Source organism: Shewanella sp. Choline-02u-19, from assembly GCF_002836205.1.
Classification (GTDB): domain Bacteria; phylum Pseudomonadota; class Gammaproteobacteria; order Enterobacterales; family Shewanellaceae; genus Shewanella.
In genome coordinates, this window is record NZ_PJBE01000013.1 from 2362894 (window position 1) to 2380302 (window position 17409).

The 17409-nt window shown below is 43.3% G+C and carries 14 protein-coding genes; 2 read left to right on the forward strand and 12 right to left on the reverse strand.

The genetic code is table 11. The features are described 5' to 3' along the window. Positions 1 to 81: 81 nt before the first annotated feature. Positions 82 to 2919: a M16 family metallopeptidase gene (locus tag CXF83_RS16940; RefSeq protein ID WP_101090628.1), complete on the reverse strand. Its 2838-nt coding sequence runs from the start codon at positions 2917 to 2919 to the stop codon at positions 82 to 84. 493 nt (positions 2920 to 3412) lie between these two features. Here CXF83_RS16940 and CXF83_RS16945 point away from each other — a divergent pair, with 493 nt between their 5' ends. Next, positions 3413 to 4663, forward strand: a complete 1251-nt coding sequence (locus CXF83_RS16945) for a dicarboxylate/amino acid:cation symporter (RefSeq protein WP_374702313.1) — start codon at positions 3413 to 3415, stop codon at positions 4661 to 4663. A gap of 97 nt (positions 4664 to 4760) precedes the next feature. Further along, complete coding sequence (locus CXF83_RS16950; RefSeq protein WP_101090627.1) at positions 4761 to 4949, forward strand: hypothetical protein; 189 nt, start codon at positions 4761 to 4763, stop codon at positions 4947 to 4949. Positions 4950 to 5007: 58 nt separating this feature from the next. Here the strand turns inward: CXF83_RS16950 and CXF83_RS22995 are convergent, their stop codons facing one another. The 11 genes from CXF83_RS22995 to CXF83_RS17000 all read right to left on the reverse strand — a co-directional run bounded on the left by CXF83_RS22995 (position 5008) and on the right by CXF83_RS17000 (position 16962). Next, positions 5008 to 5133 carry a hypothetical protein gene (locus CXF83_RS22995; protein ID WP_269801715.1) on the reverse strand — a complete coding sequence of 42 codons (126 nt, stop codon included), beginning with the start codon at positions 5131 to 5133 and terminating at the stop codon, positions 5008 to 5010. A 238-nt stretch (positions 5134 to 5371) separates the two neighbouring features. Beyond that, positions 5372 to 6502, reverse strand: a complete 1131-nt coding sequence (locus CXF83_RS16955) for a sodium ion-translocating decarboxylase subunit beta (protein WP_101090626.1) — start codon at positions 6500 to 6502, stop codon at positions 5372 to 5374. An 8-nt stretch (positions 6503 to 6510) separates the two neighbouring features. Continuing rightward, positions 6511 to 8319, reverse strand: coding sequence for a sodium-extruding oxaloacetate decarboxylase subunit alpha (gene oadA, locus CXF83_RS16960; RefSeq protein WP_101090625.1), 1809 nt, complete (start codon positions 8317 to 8319; stop codon positions 6511 to 6513). Between the two features lie 17 nt (positions 8320 to 8336). After that, positions 8337 to 8582 (reverse strand): OadG family protein, encoded by a 246-nt coding sequence (locus CXF83_RS16965; RefSeq protein ID WP_101090624.1) that lies wholly within the window; start codon positions 8580 to 8582, stop codon positions 8337 to 8339. 522 nt (positions 8583 to 9104) lie between these two features. After that, a complete protein-coding gene (locus CXF83_RS16970; protein WP_157822899.1) occupies positions 9105 to 10361 on the reverse strand; it encodes a BatD family protein in 1257 nt (418 codons plus the stop codon). Then, entirely contained in the window at positions 10354 to 11934 is a 1581-nt protein-coding gene (locus tag CXF83_RS16975) for a vWA domain-containing protein (RefSeq protein ID WP_101090622.1), read from the reverse strand. The genes CXF83_RS16970 and CXF83_RS16975 overlap by 8 nt, the downstream gene beginning before the upstream one ends. Continuing rightward, positions 11924 to 12925 carry a VWA domain-containing protein gene (locus CXF83_RS16980; RefSeq protein WP_101090621.1) on the reverse strand — a complete coding sequence of 334 codons (1002 nt, stop codon included), beginning with the start codon at positions 12923 to 12925 and terminating at the stop codon, positions 11924 to 11926. The genes CXF83_RS16975 and CXF83_RS16980 overlap by 11 nt, the downstream gene beginning before the upstream one ends. After that, on the reverse strand, positions 12909 to 13382 hold the full coding sequence (locus CXF83_RS16985; RefSeq protein WP_101090620.1) for a DUF4381 domain-containing protein: 474 nt from the start codon (positions 13380 to 13382) through the stop codon (positions 12909 to 12911). Before CXF83_RS16985 ends, CXF83_RS16980 begins: the two co-directional genes overlap by 17 nt. After that, on the reverse strand, positions 13379 to 14317 hold the full coding sequence (locus CXF83_RS16990; protein ID WP_101090619.1) for a DUF58 domain-containing protein: 939 nt from the start codon (positions 14315 to 14317) through the stop codon (positions 13379 to 13381). Before CXF83_RS16990 ends, CXF83_RS16985 begins: the two co-directional genes overlap by 4 nt. Before the next feature lie 19 nt (positions 14318 to 14336). Beyond that, positions 14337 to 15314, reverse strand: a complete 978-nt coding sequence (locus CXF83_RS16995) for an AAA family ATPase (RefSeq protein WP_101090618.1) — start codon at positions 15312 to 15314, stop codon at positions 14337 to 14339. Positions 15315 to 15411: 97 nt separating this feature from the next. Next, positions 15412 to 16962, reverse strand: a complete 1551-nt coding sequence (locus tag CXF83_RS17000) for an arylsulfatase (protein WP_180960995.1) — start codon at positions 16960 to 16962, stop codon at positions 15412 to 15414. Positions 16963 to 17409 lie beyond the last annotated feature (447 nt).

Here is a 17409-nt window from a genome sequence, read left to right on the forward strand (position 1 = left end):
ACGTCACTGTCATGACGATTATAGATGAGGTAACCCCATTAACTAGGATTACCTCTTGTATATAGGGTCTCCCCACTTACTTTACAACTGTAAAACCTCAATTGGATAACCAAGTGTTGATAATTCAGACTCTATCTTGGCACGATCACCTACAACAAGAATAAGCATATCGTCGATTTTCAACTGGCTTTTAGCCAATAAATTCAACTCATCAAGTGTTATGTTATTAGTGATTTCAGTTTGCTGTTCACTGTAATTATCATCCAAATTATAACGTTGAATATTACGCATTAATCCCGCTTTTTGGTACGGAGTTTCGTAGTTAAGTGCTTTAGATTGTGAGATAGAGTTCTGCATAAAGCTAAGCTCATCCTCAGTCATCCCCGTTGCTTGGAATCCATTAATCTCTTTAATAAATTCCACTAACGCTTCGGTCGTCACATCACTACGTACACTAGCAGTCGCTTGATAGAAACCTTGCTCTGGTCCTCCCGAGAAAAAGCTTCTCGCACCATAAGTGTAACCTTTGTCTTCACGAAGATTGAGGTTAATACGGCTATTAAAAGCGCCGCCCAGTGGGTAGTTCATCAAGTAGGATTTGAAAAACGTTCCCGTAGCATCATAAGGCAACGCGCGTTTACCAATTTTTATCACTGACTGCGCCGCTTCTGGCTTATCAACAATATAAATTTTTCCGCCAGTAAATTCAGGAAGAACCGCTAATTCAGGAAAGGAAGTTTTAACCCCAGTCCAACCGTTTAACCCTGTAAGCTTGGATAGCATTTGCGCTTCGTTTAGATTACCAACGGCCACTATTTGCGCATTACCCGCGGTATACTGACGTTTATAAAAAGCTTTAACATCATCTAAGCTAATCGCTGTTACTGATGCAATTGAACCACCACTACTAACACCAAACGGGCTCTTATCACCGTATAACAGAGTACTAAATGCTCTTGAAGCCAAATAATTTGGCTCCGTTAATTGCCGTTGTAGGTTCTGTAATACCTGTTGTTTAACACGATCGAAATCAGCTTGATTGAATGCAGGTTCAAACAACTTCTCTTGGACAATTTTCATTGTCGCATCAAGATTTTCTGTTAACGATGAAATCTGCAATCGACTTTGATAGCCACTGGCACCAAAGCTGACATTACTGCCAAGCATCTCTAATGCTTGAGTCAGTTCTTCAGAACTGCGCTTAAGGCTCGATTCATTCATCATTGACGCTGTTATCGACGCTAAGCCTGCTTGTTCTATGTCAATAACGCGGTGGCCACCATTGAGGTAAACAACCACTTCAACGGTCGGTGTCTCGTTGGTTTCAGTGCCAATAACCTCAATATCATTGGCCAGTTTACCTTGCCAAAGCGTAGGTATTTTTAATACGGGTGCGGCACCGACTGGCGGCACAACGTTGCGATCAAACGCTGAAGTAATTTGAGGCGCGGCATTAAGATCTTGAACCGCAACGGCGGCAATCTTTTCAGTTGGCGCGACAAAGTTATCGGCTTTAGCAATAAGCTGTTTTTGCCCTTGAGGCACAACGCTCATCACCACCATCGGCTTGTCTTTAATATATTTGTTAAACACCCGCATAACGTCTTCTTTGGTGACATTGGCATAACGCGCCAAATCAGTACCAATCATATTAGGGTTACCAGAAAACGTTTCATTGAATGCTAGGCTTGAGACTTTTACCTGTACGCTTTGCAAACCAAAAATGGTGGCAGCTTCAAAGTTGACTTTAACTTTTTCAAGGTCGTCATCCGTCACGCCGCGTTGCTCAAATTCAGTGACCGAGTCACGCATGATTTTTTCTAAATCAGCTAACGTGCCACCCTGTGCTGGATTGGCTAATGCGTACATTGAAAACTGGCAAGCCAATTCTTGACATGGATGACTCACACCTGCTTGGACCGCATAGCCATCTTTAACAAGATTTTTATAGAAGATTGATGTCTTGCCACCACCTAAGATGTTAGACAACAGATCCAAAGCGGGCTCATCTTCATGGCGAGCATATACCGTTGGCATTGCCATTTTAATCAAGGGTAAATGCACTCGATCTTCCATCGACAGATAAAGTGTCTTATCCAGTGTCACTAACGTTTTTACGGGCGCCTTAACTTCAGGACCAGCAGGGATTTCACCAAAATACTGATTAACCCATGCAAGGGCCTGCATCTCGTCAAAATCGCCACCAATAGTCAATGTGGCATTATTAGGACCATACCAGCGCTGAAAAAAGTGTTTAACATCTTCAACATCTGCTCGGTCTAAATCTTCTGGCCAACCGATAACAGGCCATGAGTAAGGATGACCTTGCGGATAAAAGGCTTGATCAAAGCGCTCACCCATACGGCCATAAGGACGGTTATCAATACGCTGTGCACGTTCGTTTTTGACCGTCTCACGTTGCACTTCAAACTTTTCTTCCGTTAGAGCCGGTAGGAAAAAGCCCATACGGTCAGATTCTAACCACAACATTTTTTCTAACTGATTATTGGGCACCGTTTCGAAATAATTGGTTCTATCGGTATTGGTTGTACCGTTAAGATTTCCACCCGCTTCAGTGACCATTTTAAAATGTTGTTCATCAGCGACATGCTCTGACCCTTGGAACATCATGTGTTCAAACAAGTGTGCAAAGCCAGAACGACCAACTAATTCACGTCCTGAACCTACATGATAAGTGACATCAACATGGACTAACGGATCAGAGTGATCTTCGTGTAAAATAACGGTCAAGCCATTGGCTAATTCATATTTACGATAGGGAATACCAACATCCTGTCCTGAAAAACTTACCGACTCCAGTAAAGTCACACCTGCAGGTAAAGTCGTTTCAGCCTGTTGTTGACCGGCACATCCAAATAACGCAGCACTAATTGCTGCGGCTAATATCCATTTTTTCAATTATTATCTCCTTCGCCAGAATGCGATATCGTTTTATCATCTGATCAGTAAGCTATGCTTGGCACTAGTATTACCCAGTCAGCTTGAAACAACCAGTGGGTGTTAATCAGTTTAAATCACTTACGACGTAAAAAAGGTTTTGCGATTTCTGCTAACAAAATATTTCCATCACCTTAATCAGCAATCATAGCTCATCTAGCCTACACCCATGAATCTATTGTGGTTTCTATAGTTTTTACAACCCTCATCACGATGTTACGCAAAAGTTAACTGTTAATATAATTAAAACAAGCTTTTATATGACAATAAGTTATAACTAAATCGGTTTGTGATGCAAGGTGCTCTATCTATAGAATGCCAACGATTGGGTAACTAAATGTAAACCTTCACAGCATTGAAGTGTTAGTCTCCTAGCAAATGATTGCAATAAATTAGGTGGCAACCCTGCCACCTATACGCATGACATAAAAATAATATATTTGGAATATTGATAATGTGGCAAGTAATTAAAAACATCCCTTTTTGGCAAAAGGTATTAGCCGCCTTTGTACTTGGCGCTACTGTTGGTGTCATTTTTGGTGAATCGGCAACGGTATTAAAGCCTTTAGGTGATCTATTTATTAGCGCGATCAAAATGCTGGTCGCACCGCTTATTTTCTGCGCTATCGTGGTGAGTATTACCTCTTTAGGCTCAGAAGCTAACCTAAAACGGTTGAGCTTTAAGACGTTAGGTATGTTTATGTTTACCGGCACTATAGCGTCGTTTATCGGCTTAACCATTGGCTCGCTCATTGATATGGGCGGCTCAATGGAATTGGTTGCTACTGAAGTGAGCGAACGTCAGGTTCCTGGTTTTGCACAGGTACTGCTAAATATGATCCCTGTTAACCCATTTGCCTCTCTGGCAGAAGGGAATGTTCTCCAAATAATCGTATTTGCAGCATTAATTGGTATCGCAATCAATAAGGTTGGCGAAAAAGCTGCGCCCTTGAAAAGAACCCTTGAGGCCGGGGCTGAAGTGATGTTCCAGCTGACTCGTATGGTATTGCAACTTACTCCGATTGGCGTGTTTGGTTTAATGGCCTGGGTGGTCGGTGAGTATGGTTTATCCATGTTATTACCACTTGCCAAGTTCATCGGTGCTATCTACCTTGCTGCGTTAATCCACATTATTTTTGTCTATGGTGGACTGGTAAAATTCGCAGCAAAATTAAGCCCTTTACAGTTTTTCAGAAAAGCCATGCCAGCACAAATTGTGGCATTTACGACAGCATCAAGTTTCGGTACATTGCCGGCAAGCACGCGTTGTTCTGAATCAATGGGTGTATCAAAACGTTATAGCTCATTTGTATTGCCCCTTGGCGCGACCATGAACATGGATGGTTGCGGTGGGATCTATCCCGCTATTGCCGCCATTTTTATTGCCCAAATTTATGGCATTCAACTCGATATGACTGACTATATGCTGATTGCGGTAACGGCAACAGTTGCATCAGTCGGAACAGCTGGCGTGCCAGGCAGTGCCATGGTGATGCTGACGGTAACCTTAGGTGTTGTTGGCCTACCACTAGAAGGGATTGCATTTATTGCCGCTATTGACCGGATCATTGATATGATCCGCACAGCAACCAATGTCACCGGGGATATGATGACAGCCGTTGTTATTGGTAAATCTGAAGGACAGCTTGATCAAGAGCAATTTTATGCCGATGAGAGCACTAAAACAGCACCTGTAACAAGTTAGTAAGATTACTGTGAAAGAAAAAGGCCGCAATTGTGGCCTTTTTCTTTTATACTTTAAAATCATATTGCTAAGTGATTCATATTGAGGGTGTTTAAGTATGGCTAAGCTGTTTTTTATTCCACTGCTACTATCTCTCGCATGGGCGCTATTTCTTAATTACAACGGTGTGCCTCTAAAGAAGGGAAGAACCGGGTTTATCTATATTGTCGGCATTAGCATAACGATTATTTTGTCCTTAGGCTTTCTACTTTGGCTGACCGCAAACCAAAACATTCGTAGTTGGTAACCCACAAATAACCCAATATCGCTTACGCGCCTAGCTCGAAGACCAGGCGCTAACGGCATCAAACTAACGCTTCATCGTTTAATGACCTAGCGCCAATACCTGTATCACTCCAGATCACCACATCGCCCTCCAGCGCTGTCGTAAGCTCAACTTCTATTTCAAATTTTAAACTACTTTGTTGCAAGTAACCTCTAATGACGCTTGCACCACAAGCGAGGATTTTACGATAAGGCTGTGATAACTAAAGCTTGCAATGACACGGCCAAACAGTTGTATATGGAGAATGCTGGTGCATAGGTGATTAAGTTGTTCTTAGTATAGCCAAGCGCACGCTATCATTTTCTGCAGGCAAAAAAATCCCGTACTTTAAAAGTACGGGATTGGTTTAATTGAAAATACTATTCTAAATTTTACAGATATGCTTATCCCAGTACCGCAAGTAACACACCTGCAGCAACCGCACTACCCAGCACACCCGCCACGTTAGGGCCCATTGCATGCATTAATAGAAAGTTCTGATTATTTGCTTCAAGGCCCACTTTATTGACGACCCTCGCCGCCATGGGCACCGCGGACACACCAGCGGCACCTAACAATGGATTAATCTTACCGCCAGATAATTTACTCATGAGCTTGGCCATTAACACTCCAGTCGCGGTACCTATACCAAATGCAACAGCCCCCAACACCAAAATACCTAAGGTTTCAATTTGCAAAAACTGCTCTGCTGATAATTTAGAACCCACAGCGAGTCCGAGAAAAATAGTAACGATATTAATCAGCTCATTCTGGGCGGTGTTAGACAATCTATCGACCACACCCGACTCGCGCATCAAGTTACCTAAACAAAACATACCCACTAACGGCGTTGCTGCAGGAAGGAACAAAATAGTTAATCCTAATACCATGAGTGGGAAGATTATTTTTTCCTTCTTACTCACTTCTCGCAGCTGCTCCATCTTGATCTTACGCTCAGATTCTGTTGTTAGCAGTCTCATAATAGGCGGCTGTATAAGTGGCACTAACGCCATATAAGAGTATGCAGCAACCGCAATAGCACCGAGTAAGTCTGGGGCGAGTTTGGACGCTAAAAAGATAGCCGTTGGCCCATCTGCACCGCCAATAATCGCAATAGCGGCAGCATCTTGCATTGAAAACTCAAACCCAGGGACTAAATTCAAACCAATCGCCCCAAGCAAGGTGGCAAAAATACCAAATTGTGCTGCGGCGCCAAGTAATAACATTTTAGGGTTAGCAATCAATGCCCCAAAATCGGTTAATGCCCCCACACCCATAAAGATCAATAGCGGGAAAATTCCCGTTTCAATACCCACATGATAAGCAAAATAGAGCAGTCCACCTTCGTCGGTAAATCCACCATTAGGAATATTGGCTAAAATAGCGCCAAAGCCTATAGGTAAAAGCAGTAACGGCTCAAAACCTTTTGCGATAGCTAAAAAGAGTAATAAGCAGCCGACACCCATCATTAACAATTGACCTGGCGTAAAGTTGGCAATGCCGGACTCAGACCAAAAGGCGATTAATCCTTCCATGATGACTCCTATGCTAACGCTAACAGCTGACTACCAACTGATACCGAATCACCCTCTTTAACCCAAACCTGAGAGATCACTCCATCAGCCTCGGCTCTTATTTCCGTTTCCATCTTCATCGCTTCTAAAATAATGACAACATCACCCTCTTTAACCGTGTCACCAGGAGACACATGCACTTTAAAAATATTACCTGATAGCGGTGCATTTTGTTCTAACTTGACCACCAACGACTCAACGGCGGCAGTTGTTGCGGGTGCAGCAAAAGGAATCACATTTTCGGCAGAGCTTATTTCACTGATATCCCCCCCTTCGGCCACTTCAACGACAAATCGCTGACCCTGCACTGTTACAGTGTAAGTTGCTGGCCCTTGCTTATTGGCAGCTGCTAGCTCTGCTTTTTTTATTTGTTCGAGCGCTTTTGCAGCCACTTCAGGTTTGGGTTCAAATGCGTCTGGATTATTGCGATTTTTAAGGAATTTGAGTCCAATTTGAGGAAATAATGCGTAGGTTAATACATCATCATCCACCTCTGTTGATAGGGTAATAGCTTCAGCTTTGGCCTTTTCAGCTAACTCAAGACGTAACCTGTCGAGCTCAGCTTCGAGTAAGTCAGCTGGGCGACAAGTTATTGCTTCAGCGCCCGCTAAAACGCGTTGCTGCAGCTCGCTATTCACGGGTGCTGGCGTGGCGCCATATTCGCCCTTGAGTACGCCTTCAGTCTCTTTGGTAAGCGATTTATAACGCTCACCCGTCAGCACGTTAATCACCGCTTGGGTGCCGACAATTTGAGAAGTTGGCGTGACTAAGGCTATGAAACCTAAGTCTTCACGAACCCGTGGGATCTCTTCTAACACTAAATCTAACTTGTCTGCAGCGCCTTGCTCTTTTAGCTGGCTTTCCATATTGGTCAGCATGCCACCAGGGACTTGTGCACGAAGAATGCGCGAATCAATGCCTTTAAGTTCACCTTCGAAAGCTGCATATTTTTTGCGTACCACTCTAAAGTAAGCTGCTATCTCTTCCAATAACGCCATGTCATAACCGGTCGCTCTGTCAGTATCTTCAACCATTGCAACCAGAGTTTCTGTCGCGCTGTGACCATAAGTCTGACTCATTGACGAAATGGCGGTATCAAGTACATCAATGCCCGCTTCTATCGCTTTTTGGTAGGTGGCGGTGCTAAGACCTGTTGTTGCATGGCACTGCATAGAAACAACCAAATCTGTTTGAGATTTGATTTGGCTAATCATGTCAAAGGCATCGAACGGCTTTAATAGCCCGGCCATATCTTTGATACATAAAGAATGACAGCCCATATCTTCAAGACGCTTAGCCATGTCAATCCAAGTGTCCATCGTGTGCACTGGGCTCGTTGTGTAGGAGATAGTACCTTGCGCATGAGCGCCGACGTCAACAACAGACTTAACAGCGGTTTCAAGGTTACGCACATCATTCATTGCATCGAAAATTCGGAATACATCAACCCCGTTAGTGTGAGCACGTTCAACAAAACGGTTAACTAAATCATCAGCATAGTGACGGTAGCCTAAAAGATTTTGTCCTCTTAGCAGCATTTGTTGAGGTGTATTAGGCATGGCTTTTTTAAGCTCTCTAATACGTTCCCATGGATCCTCACCAAGATAACGGATGCAAGCGTCAAACGTTGCTCCGCCCCAAGATTCTAGCGACCAAAAGCCGACTTTATCGAGTAATGGCGCAATAGGTAACATATCTTCGGTGCGCAACCGAGTAGCGAGAATGGATTGGTGAGCATCTCTTAAGACGACGTCGGTTAAAGCCAGTGGCTTGCTCATGGTAACTCCCTACTTATTTATGCTTTTTGGCGGTGCTGATGAATTGCAGAGGCGATAACGGCTGCCATTAAAGGACTCACTGCGGGTTTAGTTACCGCCGGTTGGCGAGCATTAACGGTTATTTTCTCTTGGGGTGCAGGCGCATATTTTTTAGCAACTAGCTTCATTCCCAAAATCAATATACCTAAAAATACAAAAACCAACGACATGCCGAGGATCATGATCCCCAGCGCATCGGTTAACTGTTCTGATATTGTTTCCATCTCTTCCTCTCTCCAGCCCTATATACACTAAGACAAAACGGTGCAACCAAATCAGTGTATGTTAGTTTTGTCGGCCCATTTTACGGATTATGTAAATATACTGGAATAAAACAAATATTTATTCACTAACAGTTCACATGTTATGCATTCATTTCGATAATGCCTAAGCTTAAAGCAGCTAGAAGACTGCTATCATCGACAAAAACAATAACCAATCTATAACAAAATAGCGAGGCCTTTGTAAATTGGTCATACCAATAAGCATAAAAATATTACTACACTGATGATGATTCTATAATTTATTATTGAAATAACCAGTGAATCATCAGCGTAAGCCATGGCAATCCAAAATATTTATAATTTGAATCTTAAGTTAAAGGAAAGTAATTTCAGATATAAGAACAAAGAGTAACCCAGTAGCTAGAATGAGATCTTATGCACTAATCAATCAAACTATGGGTCTCGTTAAACTTAGTTTTTTCAGGAGTACAAATTAACTGGGTAGCCCTTTTGCAAAAGCCATTATTTTATTAAGTTCCTAAAGGCTTCTCTTACGAAAAGCTTCTCCTCCTTTTTCAACTTAAACCCATGGTCATCGTTTTCAGCTGTTGAGCTAAAGCATGCTCTAAATAGCTGCGATATAAGCTGGTGTTTTTGCAGTACCTTGGTGGAAGCATGCGGCGTTTGCAGCGATAACGAAGGTTTTATTGTGGCTGGTGCAGATATAAGATCACCACGCCGATACAATAGGTTGATAAATTCACGCCAGTCTTTTACTAACAATGCTTGGGTCAGCTTTACTCGTATCGGTAGCGTTTGCTTTTTTAGCCCCAATATAAGCAAAACAACTAACATCAAGACGATGATACTGAGCAATACGCTATAACGGTCAATATTAGCCCCAGTAACGTTAAGTTTAATCTCAGAGAAATTTAACCGATGTAAACCAACGTCAGGATCCCACCAAAGTACCTCTTCTCCTCCGACTACAAATTCTCCACCAGCTTCGATAATGTAGTTAAACTCTTGGCTCAATATTGCGCTGTTTTCACCACGATTATTATTGTCAGTCAGTTCAGCTTCAAGCGGCATAACACTAACGCCATCTGGTGCTGTCATGAATATTCGAGGGATATTCATTGCAGGGAGGTTAGTCACAGAAATCTTGATTTCACGCTTAATCACGTCACCAACATTGTAACTTGGCTGTGACACTGACCATTGATCCTCAATCAATACTGATCCTGATACGATGTATTGTTCAGCATGTATAAGGCTTGCTGGGATATGCGCATAAAGCACTACAGCATCCGATATCAATATTGCAGTCTTAGACTCTCCGCTAATGTTGTCCATATACTTGACCTTGAATCGAACACTCGGCACCTCTATAACGCCTTTATGTTCGGGGTAAAGATACACTTCCCAGATCTGAGAGGAGAGCGCTGTCCCAGCGATTGTTCTGTTGCCATTAATGGCAAATGAAGATGCTTGAGACAATCGAGCACTGGACATCGAAGGTAAATCAAACTCGGTGCCGCCGTTAAAAAAACCGTTAACAAGTAGCTCAAAACGCAATACAGTTTGTTCACCGACCACAGGATGAACATTAGATACTTGAGTCAAAATCTGGCTCGAAGGAGCCACGGTGTTTACAGCATTAGTATTAGTGGCTGCCGCACTAGCGTTGATACAAACCATACAAAATAAAAATAAAGCGACCCGCTTACATTGCAGAGTTATTGAATGAAGAGTTAAATTGAACGTCTTGCTAATCATTCCCCTCCTCCTTAGCGTCAGCGTTGCTATTCGCCTTTGGCGGTAGAGATCTATCTTCTTGCTGGGACTCATTGTACTGAGCTTGGAATTTTGCAGCTAAAAACTTTTGCGGGTCTTTACTGATATCCCTTAACCACTGTTGCTTTTTAGTATCACTGTTTAATAACTCTTCAACTGACAACTGCTGCAGTTCAACTTCTATTTTGCCCATTTGCGGTTTGTCAGCACCAAGATCCATATCGGTCATATCGTCAGGATTAATCGACTCTGGTGGGTTTTCCTCTTGTTGACTCTCCCCAAGCTGCTTAATGTCTTTTATCAGCTGAGTCACTATTTGTAAGTTCTTGCTAGCGCCGGGGAAATCAGGTTCAATGTCGAGTAACAATTGATAAAGCGTCTTTGCTTTACTGTAGTTGCGCCCACGAGTGTAGGTCATTGCCAGGTTAAACAGGCTTTGTAAATCATCCTGCTGACGATATATCTTAGCGGCCTTGCTGTACTCTTTTGCTTGATAATAGGCGCGGGCTTTCCAGCTAGGATCTTCAAAGCGTAATGCGGCTTCTTGATAATCACCTTTGTCGTAATAGTATTGACCTTGCTGATCGGCACTAAAGAATAAGTCTAGCCACTGTGCATGGACTGGTACTGGCATCAAACTGACGCAGAGCACAATAGAGCTAGCCCAATACAGACTAAAGCCTCGACGAAAAAACAGTAATAATAGCAACGCAGCCGGATAGAGTAACCAGTAGCCTTGATTAACCACCAGACTCGATTGACTGAGAGCAGCCTGTTCTAGCTTTGATACTTGCTCAAGCCAATTGTCATTGCCAGACAAAAGGCCATCCGCAGTCATCACCGTAAAGCCAAGCTGCGTCGCAGAAGACTCGGCTGATGCCGTTAATGCAGCGAATAACACTTGTGCATGCTGTTTTTGAGTGAACTTAGCCAATGCTTGGCCTTGGCCTGCAAAGCCATCCGATAAGACAAGTAAGTCGAAACCAAACTCTTGTGCGTCGGGAATTGCGGCAATAACGGCAATCAAACTGTCAATATCATCACCTTCTACGGGCATAACTTGAGGCGACATATAGCCCAAATATAGCGTTAACAGCGCAAATTGATCCGATGGCGGTAATACTTGGTGACTGCTGCCTGCAAATGCAACCAGCGAAATAGGCCTAGAACTCCCCTGCATTAGCAGTTTTGATACCAGTAATTTAGCTCGCTCTAGGTGGCTTATGCTGCCTTCGCTTTTCAACATTGAAGGCGATAAGTCTAGGGCTATAATCAGCGGCGCTTTAATATCATCGTCACTGGCCTTTAGCCAGCTTGGACCCGCTAATGCAAAAATGATAAAGCTGGCGGTGAGCAACGTTAACCCTATAGGTGCTTTTGTCGCTCTGTGACTATTCTGCATTGAAAATACTTTTGCTAGGTGAGCTGCTATTACGCCTTCTCCAGCTTGTTCTTGCGCCATTTTTCGATTGCGCCAAAGACCATACATAAGTAAACCTATAGGCAAAAATAGCCACAACCAAAGTGGCTCAGCAAACTGAAAACTACTTAACATCAGCCTGCCCCTTATTGACCATCACCGTTGAGATAGTTAGCGCCAACCACACACAAATATAGATAACGAGCATAGGCCCGATAAGCCAAGGGTAAAGGTCTAACTTAGGTAGGTAACTTTGTTGCTGATACTTTGCCGGTGCAATCTGATTCACCTGTTGCAAAATCTGCTCAATAGCACCAGTGCTATTGCCTTCGAATGCTTGGCCTCCAGTGATCTTGGCAATTTTGTTGAGCGTATTAAAATCGACTTTATCTTCCCCTTCGGTATCAATTGAGCCCATGCCTAACGTAAAAACTTCGATACCATCGGCTGCAGCCACGCGGGCGGCATCCACCGGATCTAATCTAGAGCTAGTATCACTGCCATCGGTCACTAACAACAGTATTCGCTCTGTGGTATTGGAGCCATCAAAAGCACGAATACTTAAGCCTATGGCATCACCAATTGCGGTAGCAGGGCCTGCCATTTGAGTATCCATTTGCTGCAGTAATGTCTGCCAAAGCACAATATCCTCCGTAAAGGGCACTTGCAGATATGCGCCAGAACCAAAAACAATCAGCCCTAGTCTATCGCCGCTACGCTGCTCTGAAAACGTATTAAGTAACGATTTAAGTGCAACTAAGCGAGACACTTTACCGTACTCATTGAGCTGATAATCCTCTTGCTCCATGGATTGAGAAAGATCGACCGCTATCATTAAGTCTCGCCCCGTCTTTTGTGTGACAACAGGCTCACCCAACAATACAGGTCGTGCTAAACAAATGATGATCGCTAACCAACTAAGCAGTAACGCCATTGCTTGAATACGTTTTCGCTGTTTAACTTGGCTACCCGACGTGGGTGCTTGTCCAGTCGCAGCAACTAATCGAGCAAAGAAGGGCAAATAGATAGAGGCTGCTGGCTGCAGATAGACGGGAAAGATCCGAAACACAAAGACCGGTAAAATGATTAGCGCTAGCATCCATGGGTAATCAAGACTGATGTTCAAAGCGATGCTCCTTTACCCAACGCTGACATAATTGATTCAGCTTAGAGAAGTCACTTTCTGATAGGTGCTGCGAAATGTGTTTAGCCGATTGATAATTTAACGCTTCTAGTTGTTTTAACTGCGCCTCGGTAAAGATAGCTTGCGGGCTACAGCTTACGATGACCCGATACCAACTCACACCTGTTTGGCTTAATTTATCATCACAGGGCTTGGCTAACATGACTGTGCGCCGTATGACTTGGTTCATGGCACTCGCGTCATGCACCGTCATTGATTGCAACTGAGCCAGTGCTGTTCGTCTATAGCCATTAGCCATCCAGCGTTGCCTTTTTCGAACAATAAGTAGCATCAATAATAGTAATATGGCAAGTATTACCCCGTACCAACCCGGCGCTAGAGGCCACCATGGGATTAACTCCGGTAGCGGTATATCGACGAGTTGAGTTACCGGATTCATGCAGGCTCACCCATTAATAAACGACTTAATTGGGTGATAACAGGCTCATATGTATTAACCAGCCCCACAGGCAATGCGCTTGTTAGCGTTGCCTTTTTCAAACTCGCTAAGCGTTGCTGATAAAGATCATCGTATTTCTGTTGATTTTGGGCACTGGCTTGAATATTAATTTGTTGTTCCCCGTGAGAAACACTCAAACCATGGGCAGCAGTTAAATCATCTTCTAGCGGATCTTGAATGACAAAAAGCAATACATTTGATTTTTGCGACAACACTTCTAACTCCGCTAATTCTTCAATTTCAACCCCCTCAATATCAGTGATCAATATCATCACACTTTGACTGTTTAACGTCGTGACTAATGGTCTAACTTGAGACAGCAACGAGCTGGTGATTGTGGATTCTTTACCATTTTTAAGTGATGCTAAATCCAATTGATTATTAGCCGTCACTATCGCTTCGAGCAGATGAATAACATTGTGGCTTGAGCGTTTAGGCGACATTTGCACCGTACCTCGACAACCGATAACCGCGCCGCCAACGCGGTCTCCTCCATCAAAGACTTGCCATGCTAACAGCGCCGCCAACTGAGCTGCTGTAACCGACTTGGTATTGACTTGACTGCCAAAGAACATCGGTAAGCGTTGATCAACAACAATATGTACTGGTCTGTCTGTTTCTTCAGAATAGACTCTCACATAAGGTTTGCCCAAGCGCGCTGACACTCTAGAGTCTATTTGGCGTATGTTATCCCCCGCTTGATATTGCCTAAGCTCTTCAAAATTCAACCCACGACCCTTTATACGCGACGCATGCCGACCGGAGAGCATTCCTGCCGGCCGGAAACGCGGTGACAATGACAAATGACGGCTATCTTCCCTAAGGGCTAATAATGCACTTAAGTTGGTATAAATTCGCGAGTCTTGCTTGCTCATAAACTGCTCATAGCTTGTTTCATAAGATGGGGGTCACACTAACAAGCTCTTTAACCACATCCTGAGCACTCTTGCCGTTTGCCACTGCAGCATACGAAAGCATGATCCTATGGCTAAGTACGGCCATTACAACCGCCCTCACGTCATCAGGATCAACATAGTCTCTCCCCTCTAGCACTGCGTGAGCGCGAGACGCCTTATCGAGTGCAATTGAAGCTCTTGGGCTGGCGCCAATTTTTATGTATTTTTGTAACTCACTATCAGGATATCTTTCCGGCTTTCTTGTCCCCATCACCAAAGCGACGATATATTTCTCAATACTCTCAGACATAAATACGTCATGAACTAAGCTACGTGCCTGCATAATTAACACTTCAGCATTTTCTATCTTTATTGGAGGACTATCAGTTCGAACTTCTTGGCCTCTGGTTAGACGAATGATCGCTAGTTCGGTTTCATCCTCAGGGTAATCAATCACTATTTTAAATAAAAACCGGTCCATTTGCGCTTCGGGTAAAGGGTAAGTTCCCTCTTGTTCGATAGGGTTCTGAGTCGCTAGAACCAAGAAAACAGATTCCATCGGATGGCTAGTATTACCGATGGTGACCTGCCGCTCTTCCATTGCTTCAAGCAAAGCTGACTGCACTTTAGGCGGCGCTCTATTGATTTCATCCGCGAGTAAAATATGATTAAAGATGGGGCCAGGATTAAAATCAATGTGGTTATTATCAGAGGAAGATAACGCTTCATAACCAATAACGTCCGATGGCAACAAATCTGGGGTAAATTGCACTCGACCTTGAGATAGATGCAGCAAATCAGCTAACGTTTTAACCGAACGGGTTTTTGCGGTACCGGGAAGCCCCTCAAGTAATACATGCCCATCAGCCAACAGCGCTAATACCAACCCTCTTACTACATGTGCTTGGCCTAGAACCTGCTTTTCTAAAGCTATTTGTAAATCACTCAGCTGTGAATATACCGCTTGGCTTTCCATATGATGGCTTTTCCTTTTTACCCATTTTGAAAGGACACCAAACCAGTACCCTTTAAAAATAGAAAAAGGGCGCAAGCGCCCTTAATGATACCAACTTCTATTTACTCGCAGGTTGCTGCAGTTTCTCCATCACCTGATCTAAACTGAAGCTAGCTGCTTTTTGGCTAGGTGGATATTCCTTAAAGGTTTCTAGGAATTTACCCACATAAGCTTGCGCCGGTACTAACATGAACGCTCTGTCTAACATCCAATCCCAGTAGGTATTGGAAGTGATATCTGCATTTTCATACGGGTCAGTTCTTAAGTTATAGATTTTTGGCAGTCGTAAAACAACAAAAGGCTCAGCCCATAACGCTAATGTACCGGCCATTCTTTGCTCCATAAATACCAGCTTCCAATTATTGAAGCGAAGCGCCGCTAAATCACCATCATCAGTAAAGTAGAAAATCTCCTCACGAGGACCTGTTTTATCTTTACCGGTTAAATAGGGCAAAAAGTTATAACCATCGAGATGGTTCTTGAACTTCTTACTGCCCGCTTTATGGCCTTTTAACAACTTTTCTTTCACCTTGCTATCGCCAGCGGCAGCGGCAAAAGTCGGCAACCAGTCCATATGGTGCATAATGTCATTGGAAACCGAACCCGCTGCAATTTTTCCAGGCCAGCGTACCATGGCCGGAACTCGGTAAGCCCCTTCCCAGTTTGTATTCTTTTCACCTCTAAATGGGGTTGTACCCGCATCAGGCCAAGTATTCATGTGTGGCCCATTGTCGGTTGAATAAAAAACAATGGTATTATCTTTTATGCCCAACTTATCAACGGTATCGAGTAATTGCCCTACATGGTTATCATGTTCAATCATACCGTCGGTATAATTACTCAAACCACTTGAACCTTGAAGCTCAGGTTTAACATGAGTACGAAAATGCATACGAGTACCACTCCACCAAACAAAGAATGGCTTCTTGGCTTTGACCTTTCGTTCCATAAAATCTATTGCCGCAGCGACCGTTTCATCGTCCACCGTCTCCATACGCTTTTTCGTTAGCGGTCCAGTATCTTCGATTTTGCCATCGGCAGAAGACTTAATAACGCCACGAGGTCCAAACTTTTTACGGAACTCAGGGTTTTTAGGGTAATCAATATTCTCAGGTTCTTCTTCAGCATTAAGATGATACAAGTTACCGAAAAACTCATCAAAACCATGGTTTGTTGGTAAAAACTCATCTTTATCGCCTAAATGATTTTTACCGAACTGCCCCGTTGCATATCCCATCGGTTTGAGGATTTCAGCGATGGTTGCATCAGAGGCCTGTAATCCGACATCAGCTCCAGGCATTCCCACTTTTGACAAACCAGTACGAAACACGCTTTGCCCCGTAATAAAAGTAGAGCGACCTGCGGTACAAGACTGCTCACCGTAGTAATCAGTGAACATCATCCCCTCTTTGGCGATGCTATCAATATTCGGTGTTTGGTAACCCATCAAGCCAAAGGTATAGGCACTGATATTAGATTGACCAATATCATCTCCCCAGATAACGAGAATATTAGGTTTATCAGCTGCGGTCGCCGCGAAGGACATTAATCCAGCAGTAACCGATAGTAGAGCTAACTTTTTTGTAAACTTATTGCGAAGTAGCGTCATAAAAGATCTCCGTTCTTTAATACAAACTTGTTTTTATACAAACCTGAACTCATTCTGCGCAAAGCGACTTCCAGAATGACTACGACAAATATAGTTGCTAACTTTAAAATCACACGTTACCAAAGTGTAATCAACTAAAATTACAACTATTTGACTCTAACTATAGATTAATGGACTAAAAGTAAGGTAGGGCTGCAATGTTTCGTGGCAGTCGTAAAACTAAAGTCTATCTTTAGTGAGGTAAATAGATGAACAAAGCTTTGCTTAGAATTTAAAACTATTGATGCAATCTGTTGTTAATACTGCAAGCAACTATCAGGAAAGTTTCAAGTAACGGATTAAGATAAAAACGAAAGGAGATTATTATGGATACTGACACTGATGAACATAATGACACTATTCATATAGGTAAAATTCAGGCACAAAAAAACCGCTTTAGTAAGCGGT